General features: G+C 46.5%; 22 protein-coding genes and 1 other annotated feature. All 22 genes read right to left on the reverse strand.

From position 1 onward, the window contains the following. Positions 1-391 precede the first annotated feature (391 nt). The 22 genes from AC4PM4_RS28780 to AC4PM4_RS28885 all read right to left on the reverse strand — a co-directional run bounded on the left by AC4PM4_RS28780 (position 392) and on the right by AC4PM4_RS28885 (position 20,688). Complete coding sequence (locus tag AC4PM4_RS28780) at positions 392-2,017, reverse strand: LysM peptidoglycan-binding domain-containing protein (protein WP_491615162.1); 1,626 nt, start codon at positions 2,015-2,017, stop codon at positions 392-394. A 194-nt stretch (positions 2,018-2,211) separates the two neighbouring features. Then, on the reverse strand, positions 2,212-3,096 hold the full coding sequence (ilvE, locus tag AC4PM4_RS28785; protein ID WP_491615163.1) for a branched-chain-amino-acid transaminase: 885 nt from the start codon (positions 3,094-3,096) through the stop codon (positions 2,212-2,214). Positions 3,097-3,232: 136 nt separating this feature from the next. Next, entirely contained in the window at positions 3,233-4,114 is an 882-nt protein-coding gene (gene pheA, locus AC4PM4_RS28790) for a prephenate dehydratase (RefSeq protein WP_491615164.1), read from the reverse strand. After that, positions 4,111-5,079 (reverse strand): homoserine kinase, encoded by a 969-nt coding sequence (gene thrB / locus AC4PM4_RS28795; RefSeq protein ID WP_063568129.1) that lies wholly within the window; start codon positions 5,077-5,079, stop codon positions 4,111-4,113. The genes pheA and thrB overlap by 4 nt, the downstream gene beginning before the upstream one ends. Beyond that, positions 5,076-6,146, reverse strand: a complete 1,071-nt coding sequence (gene thrC / locus AC4PM4_RS28800; RefSeq protein ID WP_491615165.1) for a threonine synthase — start codon at positions 6,144-6,146, stop codon at positions 5,076-5,078. The genes thrB and thrC overlap by 4 nt, the downstream gene beginning before the upstream one ends. Positions 6,147-6,265: 119 nt before the next feature. Beyond that, positions 6,266-7,552 (reverse strand): homoserine dehydrogenase, encoded by a 1,287-nt coding sequence (locus AC4PM4_RS28805; RefSeq protein ID WP_064635831.1) that lies wholly within the window; start codon positions 7,550-7,552, stop codon positions 6,266-6,268. 93 nt (positions 7,553-7,645) lie between these two features. Then, entirely contained in the window at positions 7,646-8,083 is a 438-nt protein-coding gene (locus AC4PM4_RS28810) for an ACT domain-containing protein (RefSeq protein WP_024633956.1), read from the reverse strand. Between the two features lie 229 nt (positions 8,084-8,312). Beyond that, entirely contained in the window at positions 8,313-9,623 is a 1,311-nt protein-coding gene (gene obgE, locus AC4PM4_RS28815; RefSeq protein ID WP_072735406.1) for a GTPase ObgE, read from the reverse strand. A gap of 17 nt (positions 9,624-9,640) precedes the next feature. Continuing rightward, positions 9,641-10,378 (reverse strand): Spo0B domain-containing protein, encoded by a 738-nt coding sequence (locus AC4PM4_RS28820; protein ID WP_063568125.1) that lies wholly within the window; start codon positions 10,376-10,378, stop codon positions 9,641-9,643. 151 nt (positions 10,379-10,529) lie between these two features. Next, a complete protein-coding gene (gene rpmA / locus AC4PM4_RS28825; protein ID WP_024633959.1) occupies positions 10,530-10,841 on the reverse strand; it encodes a 50S ribosomal protein L27 in 312 nt (103 codons plus the stop codon). 23 nt (positions 10,842-10,864) lie between these two features. Further along, a complete protein-coding gene (locus AC4PM4_RS28830; RefSeq protein ID WP_063568124.1) occupies positions 10,865-11,194 on the reverse strand; it encodes a ribosomal-processing cysteine protease Prp in 330 nt (109 codons plus the stop codon). A 13-nt stretch (positions 11,195-11,207) separates the two neighbouring features. After that, the gene (rplU, locus tag AC4PM4_RS28835) at positions 11,208-11,519 is read right to left on the reverse strand and encodes a 50S ribosomal protein L21 (protein WP_062328098.1); all 312 of its coding nucleotides are present in this window, start codon (positions 11,517-11,519) and stop codon (positions 11,208-11,210) included. Between the two features lie 14 nt (positions 11,520-11,533). Continuing rightward, positions 11,534-11,618, reverse strand: a sequence feature (ribosomal protein L21 leader region). Between the two features lie 56 nt (positions 11,619-11,674). Next, complete coding sequence (locus AC4PM4_RS28840; RefSeq protein WP_063568123.1) at positions 11,675-12,925, reverse strand: Rne/Rng family ribonuclease; 1,251 nt, start codon at positions 12,923-12,925, stop codon at positions 11,675-11,677. A gap of 104 nt (positions 12,926-13,029) precedes the next feature. Further along, positions 13,030-13,890: a site-2 protease family protein gene (locus tag AC4PM4_RS28845; RefSeq protein WP_269055416.1), complete on the reverse strand. Its 861-nt coding sequence runs from the start codon at positions 13,888-13,890 to the stop codon at positions 13,030-13,032. Further along, entirely contained in the window at positions 13,883-14,767 is an 885-nt protein-coding gene (locus AC4PM4_RS28850) for a M23 family metallopeptidase (protein ID WP_072735409.1), read from the reverse strand. Before AC4PM4_RS28850 ends, AC4PM4_RS28845 begins: the two co-directional genes overlap by 8 nt. 226 nt (positions 14,768-14,993) lie before the next feature. Further along, positions 14,994-15,788, reverse strand: coding sequence for a septum site-determining protein MinD (gene minD, locus AC4PM4_RS28855; RefSeq protein ID WP_063568120.1), 795 nt, complete (start codon positions 15,786-15,788; stop codon positions 14,994-14,996). A 3-nt stretch (positions 15,789-15,791) separates the two neighbouring features. Continuing rightward, positions 15,792-16,454 (reverse strand): septum site-determining protein MinC, encoded by a 663-nt coding sequence (minC, locus tag AC4PM4_RS28860; protein ID WP_063568119.1) that lies wholly within the window; start codon positions 16,452-16,454, stop codon positions 15,792-15,794. 74 nt (positions 16,455-16,528) lie between these two features. Further along, complete coding sequence (locus AC4PM4_RS28865) at positions 16,529-17,062, reverse strand: rod shape-determining protein MreD (RefSeq protein ID WP_063568118.1); 534 nt, start codon at positions 17,060-17,062, stop codon at positions 16,529-16,531. Beyond that, positions 17,062-17,934 carry a rod shape-determining protein MreC gene (gene mreC / locus AC4PM4_RS28870; protein ID WP_090810417.1) on the reverse strand — a complete coding sequence of 291 codons (873 nt, stop codon included), beginning with the start codon at positions 17,932-17,934 and terminating at the stop codon, positions 17,062-17,064. The genes AC4PM4_RS28865 and mreC overlap by 1 nt, the downstream gene beginning before the upstream one ends. Positions 17,935-18,122: 188 nt before the next feature. Continuing rightward, the gene (locus tag AC4PM4_RS28875) at positions 18,123-19,157 is read right to left on the reverse strand and encodes a rod shape-determining protein (protein WP_063568116.1); all 1,035 of its coding nucleotides are present in this window, start codon (positions 19,155-19,157) and stop codon (positions 18,123-18,125) included. A 194-nt stretch (positions 19,158-19,351) separates the two neighbouring features. Further along, positions 19,352-20,041 carry a RadC family protein gene (gene radC / locus AC4PM4_RS28880; protein ID WP_063568115.1) on the reverse strand — a complete coding sequence of 230 codons (690 nt, stop codon included), beginning with the start codon at positions 20,039-20,041 and terminating at the stop codon, positions 19,352-19,354. A 35-nt stretch (positions 20,042-20,076) separates the two neighbouring features. Next, on the reverse strand, positions 20,077-20,688 hold the full coding sequence (locus AC4PM4_RS28885; protein WP_090810419.1) for a Maf family protein: 612 nt from the start codon (positions 20,686-20,688) through the stop codon (positions 20,077-20,079). Between the last annotated feature and the right edge of the window lie 74 nt (positions 20,689-20,762).

A 20,762-nucleotide genomic window follows, 5' to 3' on the forward strand; every position in this document is an offset into this window, starting at 1 on the left:
TCTTGCAAGCAAGATCGTTACTCACTCGTTGTTCAGTTTTCAAAGATCAAACTCGTTTGTGTTACTCTTTTCGTTGTCAACGCTGTGTTTCAGCGGCGACTTAAATAATATATCATACTGACGAAACCAATGCAATAGTTTTTTCAAAAAAACATTTAATAGATTCTAAGTCCCCAATGCCCTCAATAAAACTATAGCGAATATAAGGCTCTATTCCCCTAACAATCCCGTCCACATTCATGGATTTTCTTGATAACTGCTAAAGAATTCTACAAGCGTGACACTTCTATACTATAGTAGGATTACCATGCTCTCCATACAGACTCAAAAGGCCGACTCTTCTCAGAGTCGGCCTTTTGAAGATTAACAGTTTTCCGTTTACTTTACAGTGTTATTGCTGTATCCAGGGATTTCTACGCTTTTTATTGTTAGAACTACGTTTAGTGGTTATCCCTGTGCGCTCTCTTGCTTGTTTCCCGGATACAGATACTTTAGATTTAGATTTAGCAGCAGGTTTGGCTGTTCTGCGTTTCGCAGTTCCTGTTTTGGCTGATTGTTTAGGCTTTGCTTCAAGATTAAACTCAGCCTCACTCTCTGTAGAGGACTGGCTTAAGTTAGCCTCGTCACGTCCACCCTTTTTGCCTCCCCCCTTACCTTGTGGAGGATACAGTTCACCAAATGCACCCAATGGAGACGGCGGCACCATGTTCTGAGTAGGGTATGGATTTTGATAGGCATACTCCAATGGCTGATTAGGCATCATGGATGTGGTCATTTCGGGTTGCATCCCATAAGGATTGTATGTGCCCCACGCTGGGTTCTGGTAGTTATGTGAGGGATGTGCGTATTGATGGTTAGGCATATGATGGTTGCCACATCCGCATGGCGGGTAGGGAAGCATAGAGTAAGGAGAAATATGAGGCGGTTGGTGGTTCATATGCTCATTGGCCGCAAATGGAGGGTATGGGCTGTTCACTTGACCTGATGGAGCGATCGGATACGAGTTGTTCTGCATCTCAGCAGATACGTTTGGCATAACGTTGTTATGATTATACTCCGCGCCGCTCCAAGGCGTGTTGGATGTATTACCTATGGAGTAAGGACTCACTTCAGGAATACCTGGGAATGTAGCATTGTCGTTCGCCCCAGCCGTATACATGTTTTGTGGAGCAGTGTATACCTCTTGTGCAGGTACAGGAACTTGGGCATAGGGATGCTCGGCTGGAGCATGCAGCATTTTACTGCCGCAACCACATGGAGCTTTGGTCGCAGGAGCTACTTCTGTAGGCCATTTCGTGTTGTTAGGTATTACAGGTAAAGGCAGGACTTCAGGTGAGATATTAGGCATCGTATACGTCGGCGCTTCAGTTATCGGTTTTAATTGCACTTCAGATTTGGTATTTTCTTTCTTCTGAGCTTCCTTCTGCGGTTTCTCTTCAGGAATTTCAGGTAACTGTGGTAACACTTCCACTTCTGGCTTGATATTAGGTACGACCGGATTTGCAGGTACAGGAGCCGGAATCGCATTGGAGACTTCCGGTAAAGGAGCTGGTTCAGGTACTGGGACTACTGGTACGACTGGAGGCGTTTCTTCTTTAACTCCCGTGTATTCCTTCCCTTCAGGAGACAGCTTCTCATGAGCAACATTGGATGAGGCACCATTCTCTGAAGCCGCATTCCCCGGTGCATTCGCTGATGGAATGTACACGGTCTCCCCTACAAGAAGAGCATTAGGATTTTTCAATTGCGGGTTCGCATTGATCATATCTTTCAACGGAACTCCCCAAGCCTGTGACAACTTCCATAACGAATCTCCTTGCTGGACTTTATGACTGTGCAACACGCCTTCTGGCTTTGGTGTTACAGGCTCCGCAGGGATTTTGACCTTCATGCCGATCTCCAACTTGTCAGGATTTGAAATTTGCGGATTGGCTGCGATAATTTTGTCCAACGCTACATTATATTTTTGGGACAGCAGATATAATGTGTCGCCTTTTTTCACCATGTGTATTTTCACTTGGAACTAACCTCCTAGACGTGATACTTGGGCAGTGCATTCGCCCATACCGTTACTACATCCTATGCAGAAATTGGGCCAATGACATCAACTAAGCAAAAAAAATCCTTCCCGCCCCAAAAACCGCATACTCCAGGTATGCTGATTTTCTGAGACAAGAAGGATTTCCTGCTTCCCTATTTAGTTCGTTCCTTTTATTCTTCCCAAACTTTGTAACCGTCTTTGTCGACAATTTGACGGAACGCTTCCAGCAATCTCAAGGTTACAGGACCTGCAACACCCGTTCCAATCGTTCTGCCGTCCACCTCATATGCAGCAATAACTTCTGCGGCTGTTCCAGTGAAGAAGACTTCGTCGGCAATGTACACATCATGTAGTGTAAATGGCACTTCTTTTAAATCAAGATCCAGCTCACCGCACAGATCGATAATGGCCTGACGTGTAATTCCCTCTAATGCACCAAGATAACAAGGTGGCGTATAAACTACACCATTTTTGATGATGAAGATGTTATCACTCGAACCCTCAGTAACGTAACCTTGGGAATTCAGCATAATCGCTTCACCGGCACCTGAATAGTTAGACTGAATTTTAACAAGAATGTTGTTCAGATAGTTCAATGATTTAATTTTTGGATTAAGTGCATCAGGAATGTTGCGGCGCTGCGATACAGACACGGCTTTCAACCCAGTAAGATACGCTTCCTCCGGATAGATCGCGAGTTGCTCAACAATGATAATAACGGACGCTTTAGGGCAGCGCAGCGGATCAAGACCCAAGTTACCAGGTCCACGTGAAACGATCAGACGAATATAACCGTTACGCATATCATTGCGACGTACCGTTTCAGCCATCACTTCCAGCATCTCATCATAAGACAACGGAATGTTCAGACTGATGGATTTAGCTGAATCGTACAAACGATCCAAATGCGCTTTGCATCTGAAAATGTTACCGTTATAAATACGAATACCTTCGAAAATACCGTCTCCATATAAAAATCCGTGATCATATACCGAAACGGTTGCGTTCTCCTTGGTCACATATCGACCATCCAAGTAAATCCATTGTTCTGACACCGATGACTGCACCTCCATAAAATTTCCATCCCCTGTTCCGAAACTACATTTATCTCGTTCATTGGACAACAAATGACAAGCTGTTCTTGCACACATTACCAGTCTTATGACAACCTTCACCAATGTACGTCCTGATTCAGGTCGTTTTTAACGAAGGATATGTATAACACGGATAGCTGCCAAGAACACGTACCTGACAATTCAAAGCCTCAATCTCAGCCATGGCTGCGGTAAGCAATACCGAATCTGCACTTTCTTCAACATCAATGTAAAAATAATAACTCCCCAACCTCTTCTTCGTTGGACGAGATTCCAATCGGGTCAAGTTCAGCTTCCGCCAGGCAAAAGCCGAAAGCACCTGATGCAATGCACCCGGTGCATCTTCAGGCAATGTAACCAGCAAACTGGTTTTCACATGATCAGGCTCTCGTGGTATCTGAACAGGCTCATGGCCTATCAACACAAAACGAGTATAGTTGTTGTCATGATCGGTAACCCGTTCAGCCATAATGTCCAAACCATGCTTCTGTGCAGCCAGCCTTGTACCAATCGCGACCCAGCCTTTGCCAGGATTTTTTTTAACAATCTCCACAGCTTCCGCTGTACTGTTAACACCCTCAAGATCTGCTCCAGGTGAATGCAGGCGAATAAAATTCTGGCACTGCGGAATCGCTACAGGATGGGACATGATCTTCGTAATTTTCTCGAAATCATATTCACCACTCTCTGTCCTGAACTCAGAGCCATGCCCAATGACATTCTGGATGGATGGATAAACCCATTCTGCTTGCATCGGAATATCCACTTCGTTAACCAGCCAGTCCATATGCAAACTAACGGAGCCTTCAATCGTATTCTCAATAGGTATGACACTATACTGGGACTTTCCACTATCCGTAGCCCGGAAAACATCAGAAATCAGTTTGGAATGAAGCAATTCCAAAGGCTCCCCATTAAACAGAAAATCTACTGCTTCATGAGAAACTGAACCTTCAGGTAATACTGCAATTCGTTTCATGCGTTAACTTCCCCTTTAACTCTGTCCATAAAAGGACTTTCATCTTGATCAGGCAGTACGGTAACACCGTCCAGATCCGGATCCAACCACAATGCAGATGCAGTGATACCTTCACGGCTCATTGTGTCTATCAAATATTGCTCCAATTCAAGCTTACGAGTATCATGACGATCTACCAACGTCAAAACGGTAGGTCCGGCTCCACTCAATGCAGCCCCCAGGGCTCCATGACTGACCGCATGTTCCAGGATTTCAGCCATACCGGGTACCAAAGATGCCCTGTAGGGTTGATGAATCCGGTCAGACATCGCCTTTTGAATCATGTCCAATCTCCCACTTGCCAAAGCTGCAACGAGTAAGGATGATCTGCTTATGTTGTGAATGACATCAGACTTGTCAAACTGCTGTGGAATTACATTTCTTGCTTTCGAAGTGGACAACTCGAAGTCCGGTACGATGACCAACGTCTGCAAATCCTGATGCGGCTCAATGCGAATATGGTCTACCCGACTGCCATCCCATGCTGCTGTAATGATACCTCCATATAGCGAGGCTCCTACATTATCCGGATGTTTCTCCAGCGACGTAGCCATGTCCAGAAGCTTGGCATCAGATAACGGAGTACCAATTAAAGCATTAGCAGCAGCCAACGCACCCACAATTGCAGATGCACTGCTTCCCAGTCCCCGAGTAAGCGGAATATCGGAATACATGGAAATCTCCAACTCCGGCACGGAGATTCCAGCTTCGTTGAACACCATCTGTGCAACTTCATATATCAAGTTGGATTTATCTGTTGGCAAACCCGTCAGATGATCTCCATGTAAATGAAATGTTGTCTGCTCAGCCGGTTTCATCTCAAGCCATGCATACAGAGACAATGCCATGCCCAGGGTATCAAACCCTGGACCCAGATTGGCTGTACTTGCAGGTACCTTAACAGTTACCCTTTGCTGCAAACTCATACGGATTGTTGCTCCAATTGTGCAATTGCCGCCATAACCGCTTCTTCGGAATCTTCCACAACAAGCGGCTCAGTCGCTACCGTTTTGATTGCAATATTAGGATCTTTTAGACCATGTCCTGTCAGTACACAAACCACAGTTTCCCCGCCTTTAAAGTACCCTTCACTCTTCAGTTTGTATACACCAGCAACGGAAGCAGCGGATGCAGGTTCAGCAAAAATCCCTTCACGAGTGGCGATCGTACGATATGCTGTCAGAATTTCTTCGTCAGTTACATAATTAATTTGTCCACCAGACTCTTCAGCTGCAGCTACAGCAGTTTTCCAACTAGCAGGATTACCAATTCGAATAGCTGTTGCTACGGTTTCAGGCTCAAGAATCGGTTCACCTTTGACAATCGCCATCGCGCCTTCCGCTTCAAAACCGACCATACGTGGCAGGGAATTCGATTTGCCTGCTTCTTTATACTCCTTGAATCCTTTCCAGTAAGCCGAGATGTTCCCTGCGTTACCCACCGGGATTGCGAGTACATCAGGTGCTTGACCAAGCTGTTCAATCACTTCAAATGCAGCCGTTTTCTGTCCTTCAATTCGGAACGGATTCACGGAGTTCACGAGCGTAATTGGATGTTTGGCTGTAATCTCACGCACAATTTCCAATGCACGGTCAAAGTTGCCATTAATCGCAATTACCTTTGCTCCATAGATCATAGCTTGGGCCAGTTTACCCAGCGCAATGTTGTTATTCGGGATCAATACGATACAATTCAGACCAGCACGAGCCGCATAGGCTGCTGCTGCCGCCGAAGTGTTACCTGTCGATGCACACATGATCGTGCGACTGCCTTCTTCCATCGCTTTAGCAACAGCCATAACCATTCCGCGGTCTTTAAATGAACCAGTCGGATTCAGACCTTCATATTTGAAATATAAATTCAATCCGAGTTCCTCTGACAGATTCTCCGCATGAACCAGGGGTGTGTTTCCTTCATGAAGCGTAAGCAGTGGCGTGTTTTCATTAACTGGAAGGTGCTCTCTATACGTTTGCAGTAATCCTTGATATCTCATTGTGGGTAAACTCCTTTGTCGTTAATAATAGGAATATGATTGCATACATCTATATGGTTAAACGTGTACCTTAAACTTGGATTTAGATCTGAAAATTCAAACCGGAATTTGGGGACGAATTATCCTTCTACCCGGTACACACTCTTAATGCGACGAATGACGGCAAGGGATTCAAAGTGTTTCAATACTTTATCCATGCTTGCCTTGCTAGCGTTATGCGTAACAATGATGATCTCAGCATCCGGGTTATGCTCGTTCGGCTGTTGCACGACTGAAGCCAGGCTGACTTCGTATTCAGCGAAGATTTGTGTAATCTGCGCCAGTACCCCTGCCTTGTCATCTACATGCAGCAAAATAAAGTTTTTCGACATAATGTGCTCGTCACTTTGCAGGCGCTTCTGTTTATAAGGCACAATGGCTTTAAGACCATTCACACCCAGCTTCAGGTTTTTGATCACAGCCACGATATCCGCTACTACAGAAGTTGCCGTCGGAAGCTCACCTGCACCCGCACCGTAGAACATCGTCTCACCTACAGCTTCGCCATGTACATACACAGCGTTGAACACCCCATTGACGGATGCAATCGGATGATTCTGTCTAACCATCGTTGGCTGAACACTAATGGTGATCTCATCATCCCGACGATCTGCGATACCCAGTAGCTTCATCTCATAGCCAAGTCTTTTGGCATACGTAATATCTTCACGGGTTACGGATGTAATCCCCTTAACGGTTACGTCTTTCAGTTCCACATTGGTACGGAAGCCCAAAGTGCCCAGAATCGCCATTTTGCGAGCTGCATCGAGTCCTTCGACATCCGAAGTTGGATCGGTTTCTGCGTATCCGAGTGCTTGAGCCTCGGCCAGAACCTCTTCATATGAGGCGCCTTCCTGGCTCATTTTGGTCAAAATAAAGTTCGTTGTTCCGTTCACAATCCCCATAATGCGGGTAATCCGGTCGGATGAGAAACCTTCAATCAGCGTTCTGATGATCGGAATGCCCCCAGCCACACTCGCTTCGTAGAATACATCACATTGCTTTTCCTGTGCCTTGGCCAAAATCTCGGAACCGTGCAGAGCCATTAAATCCTTGTTCGCGGTTACAATATGCTTACCCCGCTCCAGTGCTTCAAGAATGTACTCTTTGGTCTGATCAATGCCACCCATAACTTCCACGATAACATCAATATCTGGATGACGAATGACTTCCCAAGGATCTTCAGTGAGCTTCGCACGGTCTACAGCAATGACACGATCTTTTTCCGTATTCTTCACTGCAATCTTCTCTATAACGATCGGTGATCCAACCTGACTGCTCAAATCCTCCTGATTTCCTTCCACGATGCGAACGACCCCAGTCCCCACCGTACCCAGACCCAACAACCCCACTTTTACCGGTTTCACTAACGATCTACCCCCAATGTCTTTTCTCCTTCACCCCTGTACGATTTAACCATACAAACAACTTATTCCTAAACGTTTTACGATAACGTCTAATTAACCTTGGCCTACAATGCGCGTGCGTCGAACCCCGGGCATATCCTGCATCCGATCGAGCATTTCTCCGATTTCCCCATGGAGGTGTGATGTCTCCACTGAAATGACAACATTGGCTCTCCCCTGGAGCGGAATACTTTGATTAATGGTTAGCACGTTGGCTCCATAACCAGCTACATGTCCGAGCACACGAGACAATATTCCTGACTGATGCTCCAAATCAATGGAGATCGTCACAATTCGCTCCCGTTCAAGCTGATTGATCAAATGGATGCCATCCTTGTATTTATAAAAAGCACTTCGGCTTAATCCAACCTGTTCAACCGCCTCATGAACTGTTTTGACATCCCCGGAAGCTAGCAGTTCTTTTACCTGCATGGTCTTCACCACAGCCTCTGGCAAAATGTCTTCCCGTACTAAGTAATAGCGTTCATTCACAGAACGTCCTCTCCTCAAAGACTCATGTATTCATATAGTGGACATTATAAAGGATCTATCTCAAAAGGGCAATACCTCACATGTCTATTTTTGAAAAACTATTCCTAACAGTATACAAGTTTATCCCACGTGCAGGTAAGGAAAAATAAAAAAACGCAGAGCAGCGGGTAATCTCCCACTACTCTGCGTATATGTTTCAATCCTTTATATTCGTAAGGGTTGCACTATCTTAATAGTAGCTGCTACCTTCCACAAATTCGAATTCAAACTCGCCAATGCGCACAATGGTGCCTTCTTCAGCTCCGCGTTTACGCAGTTCCGCATCCACACCCATATAGCGCAATGTACGCGCCAGTTTGAGAATCGCTTCATGCGAATTCAGCTGCATCCGTTTCATCATACGTTCAATCTTGGCACTTTCGACTACGAAGATTTCATTCTCCCGTACAATACGGAAACCATCGTCCTCTTTTTTGTCTAAGCTGTACACTTTGCGTTCGGATAAGTCAGCAACTTCTTCGACCACTGGCTCGTCCGGAATTTGATCCAGCAGATCAGCCGCACGATACAGGAGCTCTTGAATCCCTTTCCGTGTCAGGGACGAAATAGGCATAACTTCAATATCCGGTTGAACTTCACGAACCTTCTGCAAAAACTCTTCGAGATTAGCTTCGGAATCCGGCATGTCCATTTTATTGGCTGCTACAACTTGTGGTCTCTCAGCGAGGATAGGATTGTACAATTTGAGTTCCTCGTTGATTTTCTGCCAGTCTTCGAACGGATCACGTCCTTCTGAACCAGACATATCAACGACATGAACGATAATGCGTGTACGTTCTACGTGACGCAAGAACTCATGTCCAAGCCCAATACCTTCGTGAGCACCTTCAATCAGGCCCGGCAAGTCGGCCATAACAAAGCTACGGCCTTCACCCACACCTACAACACCCAGGTTAGGTGTAATGGTTGTAAAATGATATGCTCCAATCTTTGGCTTGGCTGCCGAAACAACAGACAACAGCGTGGATTTTCCGACACTTGGGAAACCAACCAAACCGACATCTGCCATGACCTTAAGCTCAAGTACGATGTAACGTTCTTGACCTTCTTCGCCATTTTCGGCCAGTTCTGGCGCTGGATTGTTAGGCGTGGCAAAACGAATGTTTCCCCGTCCGCCTCGTCCGCCACGAGCAACAACAACCTGTTGACCATGACGTGTCAAATCAGCCAGTACTTCTCCACTGTCTTCATCCAAAATCACGGTTCCAGGTGGAATACGTACAATCATGTTCTCAGCGTTCGCGCCATGCTGACTTTTATTACGTCCCTTCTCACCACGAGGGGCCTTGAAGTGACGCTGGTAACGGAAATCCATTAACGTACGCAGACCTTCATCCACACGGAAAATGATGTCAGCTCCTCTGCCTCCATCACCCCCGGCAGGTCCGCCGTTCGGTACATACTTCTCACGACGAAACGAAATAATTCCGTCCCCTCCGTCTCCGGCTTTCACATAAATCTTCGCTTTATCTACAAACATTGGTTAACCCCTTCTTCCTATATTCCGCAAGGCATTCTGAATTGTATAAACGTATCCTCAGACGGAAGCTGCTCCGTTCTGACTTTTTTTCCTTTGAGTACGGCATTGAGCTGCCGCAATGTTTCCGGATCGGGTGTTTGATCCCCATCCAGCCGGACAACCACATCTCCGTGATCCTGTCCGAAGTTCAAGGTCAGTTTGCGAACCTCTCCCCAAGACGACCGGCCGCCGCCATATTGATAGGCTCGAATCGCATCGGCAATCGCCCCCGTAAGCGACTCGCCATCCTCGGGAGAGACCAGAGCACTAAGCTGCAACTCTTCCTCTACGACCACATGCAATTCCAGAGCGACTCCACTGGTCCGGAAAGATTGAAGATAAAATACGAGTGAAGGAATACCCAATCTGGAGATTCGGCTTTCTTCGTTAACCCGCTCTACTATTCTTTCCACACATTGCACTGATTTATCAAGTTTGCCCAGTCTAAGATATCCATACAATACCTGAAGATCGTTCATCCAATCATGCCTATGATGATTTAATGATGCAATTGCTGTCTTTTCCATAGATTGTATGATGGTTCTGCGTTCCGCCTCTGCTTGTCTCTTCATCACATTCACAGAAACAAAAAGCACCGCGACGGACCACAATGCGTATACAGCTATTGAAATAATCACTGGATACAGCATAACGAAAACCAAAGGAATCAGAAGTGAACATGCCGCAATCCAGGGCACTCTTTTCCAAGATTTCATGGCTTCTCCCCGTTCTACAAAACTCGGTTGGTTTAAACCCCACCGTAACCAAGTATAACATGTCTTTTCTGCCAGTTCATTATCGAATAACCTATAAATACAAAAAGCCTCCGGCAAAAATGCCGAAGGCTCCTTAGGCGGAATGCCGATATTATGCTTCTACTGCAGCTGCTACTGGAGCAACATTCACAGGGTAGATGCTTACTTTTTTACGATCGCGTCCCCAACGTTCGAATTTCACAACGCCGTCAACTTTCGCAAACAAAGTGTCATCTTTACCGATACCCACGTTAGTACCTGGGTGAATTTTCGTTCCGCGTTGGCGAACGAGAATGCTACCACCAGTTACTGTTTGTCCGTCAGCACGTTTAACGCCAAGGCGTTGTGCGTTACTGTCACGACCATTCTTCGTGGAACCTACACCTTTTTTCGATGCGAATAACTGAAGATTTAATTTCAACATGATTGGTTGTCCTCCTTCTTTGATTATTTGACTTGCTCTATCTGAATATACTTTCCGTATGACTCTGCAATATCAGTGAGCATAAGCACCATGGATTCGAGTAGCAATTGTACCTGGGACCAGGTTCCGTCTTTCTCCAGCACCGGTAAAGAAGCGCTTAAAAAGCCATTCTTCATCTTGGCGTCCATTTCGACACCAGTCAGTGTTTCAATCGAGTTCACCGTACCCACTGTAACAGCGGATACCCCGGCACATACGATGTCTTCTCCTCGCTTGGCAAAATTAGCATGCCCTTTGATGGAGAAACGATCGATGCTCCCGTCATCATTACGAAAGATTTGAACGATAATCACTTATCGCACCTTCTTACGCTTTGATTGCTTCGATAGTTACTTTTGTATACGGTTGACGGTGACCTTGCTTCACATGGTAGTTCTTTTTAGGTTTGTATTTGTATACAACAACCTTTTGTCCTTTGCCATGTTTCTCCACTTTAGCCGTTACAGTTGCTCCGGAAACCAATGGTGTACCTGCTGTCAAACCTTGATCGTTAGATACAGCCAGGACACGGTCGAACGTTACGCTTTCGCCATCGTTCGCAGTCAATTTCTCGATGAACAGAACATCGCCCTCTTGGACTTTGTACTGTTTACCACCTGTTTCAATAATTGCGTACATTTGCCTTGCACCTCCTCATGTCTCAGACTCGCCCGGTCTCAGGTGACAGTGTCCTTGCGGAACTGTTCTTGTACCCGGCCAGTGCGGTTACAGCATGTGCAAGACCAATAGGCTAAACACATACCTGATGATTATACCACCAACTATACTAAAAATCAATGCAACGGCGAAATATATCTTTTGCCTGTCCCATGACAGGAAGAACACGGCTCCACGTAAGGGAGCGTGCTCTCTTCTCGTACCTTTTTACGGGTAAGTTCGAGCAATCCCAGCTTGGTCCAACCCATTACAAAAGCCTTGGTTCGATCCTTCTTGAGTTCATTTTCCAGCGTTGCCGCAACTTCATGCCGATTCATCGCTTCCTCCATATCAATGAAGTCCACAATAATCATGCCACCGATATCCCGAAGACGCATTAAACGGGCGATCTCAACCGCTGCCTGCATGTTCGTTTCCGTTACGGTCTCTTCCAGACTGTCGCCGCCTGCTCCCGTGTACTTGCCTGTATTGACATCGACTACAGTGAGCGCTTCGGTATGATCAAGGACAATATATCCGCCTCCAGGCAGCCATATCTTGCGGGCGAAATCCCTGTTCAACTGCTCCTGCACACGATAAGCAGCAAAAATTGATTCTTCTCCCCTGTACACCTGTACTTTAGGTTGATGGCCTGGACAGATCTCCTCCAGCAAAGCACTCAATTCACGGGCTTGTGCTTCATTATCCGTAATGACTTCATCGCTGCCAGGCGTATACACATCACGAATGATCCGCTGAACCATACTGTGATCTCGATGCAGCAGGCTTGGTGAAGGCAAACTATCCGCTTTTTCACGAATCAGACGCCACTGCTCACGTAATGTTTCCAGGTCGGCCTGAATGGCTTCCCTCTGTTCCTCTGCGGATACGGTTCGTATGATAAGCCCCTCTTCGTCCCGTCTCAGTTGTTCACCCAGCGTTTTGAGGCGGGAACGATCGCCCTCACGGGCAATTTTCTTGGAGACGGCTACATAGTCCGCTAAAGGCATGTAGACAAGCCAGCGGCCCGGCAGCGAATAATGAGTCGTCACCCGGGCTCCCTTGCTTCCTACTGGCTCCTTCAGGACCTGGACGATTACATCCTGACCTGGACGAAGCAGCTCCGAAATTGAAGGCTTCACTTTGGGTTGTTTCTCCAGATTGGGATGCAATACATCGTCCACATACAGAAAAGCATTCTTTTTCTGACCGATATCCACAAAAGCAGCTTGCATACCTGGTAACACGTTCACTACCCGTCCTTTGAAATACGAACCCAGCAGTCCACGCTCGCGTGTACGCTCTGCCATGAATTCTACAGCTTTGCCTTCTTCCAGAAGCGCCATTTGCATGAGGTTATGTTCATTATGTACAATCATTTGTTTCATGGCTTCACCTCTAGAAGACAATTCAATTCATCCACATCCATTCTGTATCTTTGCATACTCATTGTACATGTATTAACCCAATTCATGATAGATCCACCAAGATGCTACAACTTATCCGTGTCTTGTTTGAAATAAGAACCGATGATTCGCTGCTCAGGCAAAACGGCCATGATTCTTCCCTGTCTATTCATCACATATATCATATGGTATCTTTCTCTCTTTAATAGACGCAAAATAGTCTCCAAAGGTTTCGCCGGAAATGAGATTATCGGCTGCGCCAAACTGCCTGTAGACGCATGACGGGTGAATGCACTTTCACGATTCATTAGAAATCGGATAAACCGGTAGGGAATATTTCGGTAATCGGTCACATTGGAATAGAACAGAAAAATTCCGATTAACAGGATATTTAACGGCAGCCCGTAATCACCGGTAAACCAGCGACCGATGGCAACCAAGATAACCCCTGCGCTACACAGAATGCTGATTCTGTAAGTCCACATCAATGTCGTATAGTAGGGAGCAGCAAGACTAACGAGTGCCTGTACAATTTTACCGCCATCCAGCGGCAACACGGGTAGCAGGTTAAATAGGGCAATCAACAGATTCCCCTGTATAATATAATCCAAAAAAAGCGGGTCTCCCAGGTTCCCATACTTCAGCAACAAAACGATTCCAACCATGAGCATATTTTGAAAAGGACCTGCCAAAGCGATAATGATCTCCCGCCGGGCTGTAATATTTCCGGCATCCTCAATAACGGCGACGCCGCCAAAAGGAAGCATCTGTATCGAAAGGACACGGCAGCCCAGAAGGGCTGCCGCTGCAGCATGTCCACATTCATGAATAAAAACGATGGCAAACAGCGTGATGAGTTCAATAAAGTTGCCAGTCAACAGGGAAGCCATCATGATAATCACAAAAAAAGGATGAAACGAGATACGTACACCCCACAACCTAATCAAGGGCAACCACTTCCGCAGGGTCTACGTACTGCTCGCCCTCTTTTACAGCGAAATACAATGTGGCAGGTTGATCATTTCCAGTCTCCTTTAGGCTGCCGACCGCGTCACCCGCTTCTACCCAATCATTCACCTGGACTTCACTCTCGTTCAAGCGTCCGTATATCGCTGTGACTTGACCCGAGTGCTGGATTACAACCGTTGTCCCATTTTCCGGATCATCCAATACTTGAAGTACTCGTCCGGCATCTGAACTAACTACTTGAATAAGTCCCGTACCGCCAGCTTCAGGAACAATCTCAATGCCTTTCATGCTCAGAGCAAAAGGCTGAACGACAGTTCCCGAGATCGGTTTGCCGAGCAGATGTCGAATTCCCGAGCCGTTCACAGGATCGGTGGTATGTCCAAGAACAGGCAGGAATGACGGCGTTCCACCAAAATGCCGTTCGTACCAAGCAGCAGCATAAGCAAAATCCATATCCCGATGCAGCACATCGGCGATTACGGTTTTGGCAGGTGTCGTCCATGAGGTGTTCAACTGAAACAATCCCCAGACACCGCCGAATAATAAAATGCTAACCACCGTTCGTCCCACGAATGACTTCATCAGATTAAAGCGTGGATGGCCGCCAGGACCATAATGCCCATTCTCTTTTTTCCACAGCCACTCCGGATCTCTTTCCTGTTCCGCCAACGAAGATCTTGCCGTTCGTAGATTTTCTTGTATATCCATAGACGAGAAAGGATTACGTTGCGCAGATGAACGCTTATCGGATACCGAGCCCGATTCTCGCTGCTGCATAATTTCTTCCGTAGCACCATCCATTAACCGCCGAATGCGCTCTTCTCTTCTCTGCTTGATTCTGAGTTTCGTATTCATGGAATGTCCTCCCGCCGAGGCTTGTTTACTACATCTTATGAGGGGCTCGTTCATAATATGAACAAGCTTCGGCTGGAAGCAAAAATAACCCCACACCGTGGAGTCCTCCTGTGAAGTACATATCCTGTTCTATACAAGTCGCCTTTAATCAAAGGCTCCATAATAATCAAAAAGCCGGGCTTGAGGGCCACGGCTGTCATACATAAATGTGATAAGGAAGAGCCAGTTAACCCATTCCAAAAAACTTCTTAAAACGTGTGAAAGCACCCTTTTTTTGCTCCAATTGCATCAGAGGAACGGTATCTCCCAGAATACGACGGGCAATATTTCGATAGGCAATGGCCGCAAGTGAATCCGGATTCATTACTGTGGGCTCTCCCGAGTTGGCTGCCTTGATGACAAGTTCATCATCAGGAACGATCCCGATCAGATCAATATTAAGTACTTGTAAAATGCCGTCAATGTCGAGCATGTCGCCTGATTTGACCATATTGTTACGGATACGGTTCACAACCAATTTTGGCGATTTAATGTGCGAACTCTCCAGCAAACCAATGACACGGTCCGCATCACGCACAGCCGCATTTTCTGGTGTAGTGACCACAATGGCCTGGTCAGCTCCTGCAACCGCATTTTTGAACCCCTGCTCAATTCCGGCTGGACAATCAATAATGACGTATTCAAAATCTTTTTTTAGTTCGAGAATAATATCCTTCACTTGTTCTGGTGACACAGAGTTCTTATCTCTCGTTTGTGCTGCAGGCAGCATATATAATTCTTCAAAACGTTTATCTTTGACCAAAGCCTGATTCAGTCGGCAGCGGCCGTCTGCAACGTCGCACAGATCATAAATGATCCGGTTTTCGAGTCCCATCACGACATCCAGATTGCGAAGGCCGATATCGGTATCTACCAGACAAACCTTTTTGCCGAGCAGCGCCAGCGCTGTCCCGATGTTTGCCGAGGTGGTTGTTTTACCCACGCCGCCTTTACCCGAAGTGATCACGATCGCCTCTCCCATGAGCTACACTCCTTTAAACACATTAAAATCTCGGCGCAACCGAACGATATTGCTCATCTTGTCGATCTGCATCTGATTGTCCTGTAAATAAGCAAATTCCATTCCGGTCTCTCGGCTCTCCCACTCATCGGGAGGACGGCTGATGATGTCAGCGATCCGCAGCTGCGTTGGTGCAAACACCGAAGCAGCAATGATCGAGTCTTCGTCCCCACCAATTCCAGCGTGAGCCATGCCTCTGAGTGAACCCAAAACATATATATCTCCGGTACACGTTACTGTGCCCCCCGGATTGATATCACCAAGAAACAGTAGATTCCCTTCATGATGAAGCACCTGACCCGAACGTACCATACCACACATGGTTACAATCGGCGGCGGCCCTTTAACCTCTGGTTTAAGGGCCGGTGAGTCAATGGAACGAATGAGCAAATTCCCTTTTTGTTTCAATATATCAAGAACTGCTTCTTTCTGGTCCTCCGTCACTTCGCGGCTGCCCAGTTTGATATCCACATGAACAATCGGTCCGGTTAAAATATTTTGATGGCTGTGTTCCAGCTTATAGCGGAGCTCGTAGAGCAATTCCTCGAATTCACATTGATCGTCCAACAGGAAAACCAGGCCGTCTCGGATGCCTTTAATCGTTACGTGATTCGATTTTACCGTCATAAGCCTGTCCCTCCCATCTCATTACATTTCGTGCCCGGGTCCCCAAGTTCCTGCTTCTCACTCCATAAAATGTATCAAGAAGCTTCTTGTGCTTTGCTCTTTCTCTTACCAATCCGCTCCAGTTGTTTCCGAAGAGGAACATAAATGATCAGCGCGAACACAAAATGAATGAACAAATTGGGAATCATGTATTCAAGCAATGCCCAGTCAAATGTCACATGATTGAGTTGGAAGAGCTTGTACAGAAAGAATAACATGGTGTCATTCAGCAGACTTCCCAAAAGGACGACGGAAACCATAACCGGCAGTGGTGCACGCGGCGCTTGAAAAATAAGTCCCATCATATATGCCGATAATCCCATCGAGAATCCGTATGGTCCAATCATTTCGCCGTAGAATACGACATCGTGCAAGAGTCCAAATAATATGCCAAGCACCAACGCCGTGTGCCGATGATGATATACAGCAATAAACAAAATCACGATGTAGACCAGGTTGGCAGAAATACGCATTTGCCAGGCCGAAGGAATGAGCAGCGGAAGGATCGTTCCCTCAACAATGAACAAAACGAACAGTAACAGGAATAAGACTTGCTTGCGCGTTACCATTATTCTTTTACCTCAGGTGGGATAATCACAATCAGCTCTTTCCAGTCCAGAAAGCTTGCATATGGCTTAATAATCGCAGTCCGTGTCAAACCATATTCCCCAACTTCAACCTTCTCCACTTTTCCAATACGCATGTACTTCGGAAAATTGTTGATAATCCCGGAGGAGATGATTTCATCACCCTTTTTGATATCTGAATCTTCCGAGATCTTGGTCATTTTGAGCATGCCGGTCTTTGGATCATAACTCTCGATCATACCAAACACTTTTTCTTTACCAACCGCTGTAGCTGCAATGGCGTTGGATGTTGGATCATTGGCGTCCATGGATGTTAACAGATTAACCGTTGACGTATATGAACTGACATGACTGACAACCCCAACCAGCCCCTCTTGCGAAGTAACAGCCATTCCAGCCTTGATTCCCGCATTTTCACCAATATCGATATTAATCGTTCTGCTGTTCGGGTCAGAGTTAGCACTGATGACTTGAGCAATTCGTGAACCGTAGTTATACCGATTTTTTTGTTCCTCTGTAAAATTGAGAGCTTTCTGGAGCTGTTCATTCACCTGCTCCATATCATTGTATTTCAGCCGATCTCGGGTATAGTGACCCATTGCAATGCGAAGCTCTTCATTTTCTTGATATACCGTACGCATGTTCGCCAAATCTTTGAAAAAGCCCGCTACAGAAGAAGCGGGCTTGTAAAATACGTATTGTACAAATCCGACTGAATCCTTCAGGAATTTCTCCGGCCAGGATAGAGCGGTTCGCGGACCGAGCGTAAAGCCCATTAACGCGATAAATGTAACAAGGCCCACCAGCAAAACAAAAAGTCTTTTGTTACCCAGCAGTTTAAACAGTTCGACCACCCTCTAACATCCATTATTCTCTTCCGAGCCATGCCCGGCGGGGAGACTGTCAGACTTATAGTCCCATCGAGAATATCAGTCGATTCTCCCCGGGTATGCGGGTAATAGCTCTCCCGGGGTTAACCGGGTCCTCTTCGTTGATATCATGCCCCTTGGTCGATAAACGAGCCAAGCATAGCATATATCAATTAACGTTTGGAACGAACTGCCGAACTGCTTCTGCTCTTGAACAAATGAATATTCTCAAGCGCTTTACCTGTTCCGATTGCAACGCAATCAAGCGGGTTCTCTGCTACGATAACAGGCATTCCTGTCTCACCAGCAAGCAGCTTGTCCAGATTGCGAAGCAATGCGCCGCCACCTGTGAGAACAATACCACGGTCCATAATATCTGCTGCCAACTCAGGAGGACATTTCTCCAATGTTACTTTTACAGCTTCAACAATGGCATTCACCGTATCCGCCAGAGCTTCGCTGATTTCATCCGAAGTAATCGTAATCGTCTTCGGCAGGCCTGTAACGAGGTCGCGTCCACGAATTTCCATTGTTTCCACTTGCTCAAGCGGCATAGCTGATCCGATATCCATTTTCAACTGCTCCGATGTACGTTCACCGATCATCAGATTATACTGGCGTTTAATGTATTGAATCACGGATTCGTCCATCTCGTCACCCGCTACACGAACCGAACGACTTGTTACAATACCGCCAAGAGAGATGACAGCCACTTCCGTTGTACCGCCACCAATATCGACAACCATACTACCCGTTGGTTCCCATACAGGCAGATCTGCACCAATGGCAGCTGCAAAAGGCTCTTCAATCGTATAGGCTTCACGTGCTCCAGCCTGTTTGGTTGCATCTTCAACCGCGCGTTGTTCTACTGCAGTAATCCCGGATGGTACACATACCATCACGTTCGGATGACGTTGGAACATGGAGCGTTGTTTCTGCGCCTCACGGATGAAATATTTGATCATCGTTGCCGTTGTATCGAAATCGGCAATAACGCCATCTTTCATTGGACGAATGGCACGAATGTTACCTGGTGTACGTCCAATCATTTTTTTGGCGGCTTCACCTACTGCCTCGATAGTTTTTGTATCTGTCCGTATAGCGACAACCGAAGGTTCGCGCACCACAATTCCTTTTCCACGTACATAAACCAGCGTATTCGCTGTCCCCAAATCAATACCCAAATCTTTCGTAAAACCACCAAACATGACGTAATCTCCTTTTCTGCCTCATATAGCCGCCCCAGTAAATCAAGAGCATTTCATTTTCATTACCACCATAATGGTGGAGCTAATATTCGCATTTGTTTTGTGTTGCATTGTTTTGCATTTGTAAAGTGAACCTATCTTCTACGGACAACGCCGTCAACATTCATAGGAAAACATCAACGCCAACCATTATATTATACTAAGCCCTTCTCCTTCAAACTTACGTACGTTCCATCTCCGATAATAATGTGATCCAGCACGTCTATGCCTACAATTTCGCCGGCTTCGATCAGTCTTTTGGTTATTTGGATGTCCTCTGGACTAGGCGTAGGATCACCACTGGGATGGTTGTGTGCGCACACAATAGAGGCGCTGCTGCATTTGATGGCAGCCCGGAACACTTCACGCGGATGAACAATCGAAGCGTTAAGGCTACCCATGGAGAGTGTTTCCTGGGCAATAATGTGGTTTTTGCTATTCAGGAAAAGACACACAAAGTGTTCTTTCTGCAAGTAACGCAATTGTTCGGTAAGGATATCGGCCGCATCACGTGGGGTACGAATTGAAGTTGACTGTGTAAGTCTGCTCTTCGCAATCCGATGACCAAGCTCAATGCTAGCTTTCAGCTGTACAGCCTTGGCCATGCCGATACCCTTCATCGCAGTCAGTTCTTCCAGGCTCAAATCCATCAACGAGCGAATTCCACCCGCTTCAGTCAGAATCCGCTGTGCCATATGCACTGCGGATTCCTGTCTTGTACCTGTTCGAAGTAAGATCGCCAGCAATTCAGCATGGCTTAAGGCGCCCGCCCCATATTCCATCATGCGTTCTCTCGGGCGTTCTTCCTGGGGGATGTCGCGCATCATATATTGAGGCGACTCCATATGTTCCCTCTTTTCAGATCGTCAATTGTGGAAATTCATATACGTGGCAATACATGTACGCCGAATCCATCCAGCATGTCGCTTAGCAAGGACAACGGTAGGCCCACCACATTGAAATAACATCCTTCAACACGTTCTATCAATGAAGCACCAATGCCCTGAATGGCATATGATCCCGCCTTGTCCGAAGGCTCTCCAGTCTGAACATACGCACGAATCGTAGCTTCAGACAGTTCCTTCATCGTTACATTAGTCTGTCGATATTGAACCATGGATTGTCCATTACTTGCATCGATACAAGCTACTCCCGTGAAAACACGGTGTACACGCCCCTGTAGACGAGATAACATTCGTTCAGCGTCCGCTTCGTCTACGGGTTTACCAAGAATATCACCATCCAGAACGACAACAGTGTCACTACCAACAATAACAGCATCCTGTTCGCGACCTTCCAGCCCGCGATAAACGGCAAGCGCCTTACGCATCGCAAGCTCCTGTACCGTCTGTTCAGGAGTCCATTCCGGCGGTGTATCTTCATCGGCGTGACTTGGTATTACTTCAAAAGCTAGATGGAGTGATGCGATCAGTTCTTTACGCCGCGGCGAAGTGGAAGCCAGAATAATACGACGCTGTTGTGTTTTATCCAAAATAACCGGCCCCTTAAGCTACGGCGACATCCTGTCGGATCACGCTAGTAGATATCATTTTTTTAGTTTCTTCG

This window comes from Paenibacillus sp. MDV22-iso6 (genome assembly GCF_058408365.1).

Bases quoted from the DNA above. Each gene is read 5' to 3' on its own strand.
- pheA (WP_491615164.1), bottom strand. From the start codon at position 4,114: ATGAAACGAATTGCAGTATTACCTGAAGGTTCAGTTTCTCATGAAGCA.
- thrB (WP_063568129.1), bottom strand. From the start codon at position 5,079: ATGAGTTTGCAGCAAAGGGTAACTGTTAAGGTACCTGCAAGTACAGCC.
- thrC (WP_491615165.1), bottom strand. From the start codon at position 6,146: ATGAGATATCAAGGATTACTGCAAACGTATAGAGAGCACCTTCCAGTT.
- obgE (WP_072735406.1), bottom strand. From the start codon at position 9,623: ATGTTTGTAGATAAAGCGAAGATTTATGTGAAAGCCGGAGACGGAGGG.
- AC4PM4_RS28820 (WP_063568125.1), bottom strand. From the start codon at position 10,378: ATGAAATCTTGGAAAAGAGTGCCCTGGATTGCGGCATGTTCACTTCTG.
- rpmA (WP_024633959.1), bottom strand. From the start codon at position 10,841: ATGTTGAAATTAAATCTTCAGTTATTCGCATCGAAAAAAGGTGTAGGT.
- rplU (WP_062328098.1), bottom strand. From the start codon at position 11,519: ATGTACGCAATTATTGAAACAGGTGGTAAACAGTACAAAGTCCAAGAG.
- AC4PM4_RS28840 (WP_063568123.1), bottom strand. From the start codon at position 12,925: ATGAAACAAATGATTGTACATAATGAACATAACCTCATGCAAATGGCG.
- AC4PM4_RS28850 (WP_072735409.1), bottom strand. From the start codon at position 14,767: ATGAATACGAAACTCAGAATCAAGCAGAGAAGAGAAGAGCGCATTCGG.
- minD (WP_063568120.1), bottom strand. From the start codon at position 15,788: ATGGGAGAGGCGATCGTGATCACTTCGGGTAAAGGCGGCGTGGGTAAA.
- minC (WP_063568119.1), bottom strand. From the start codon at position 16,454: ATGACGGTAAAATCGAATCACGTAACGATTAAAGGCATCCGAGACGGC.
- AC4PM4_RS28865 (WP_063568118.1), bottom strand. From the start codon at position 17,062: ATGGTAACGCGCAAGCAAGTCTTATTCCTGTTACTGTTCGTTTTGTTC.
- AC4PM4_RS28875 (WP_063568116.1), bottom strand. From the start codon at position 19,157: ATGTTTGGTGGTTTTACGAAAGATTTGGGTATTGATTTGGGGACAGCG.
- radC (WP_063568115.1), bottom strand. From the start codon at position 20,041: ATGGAGTCGCCTCAATATATGATGCGCGACATCCCCCAGGAAGAACGC.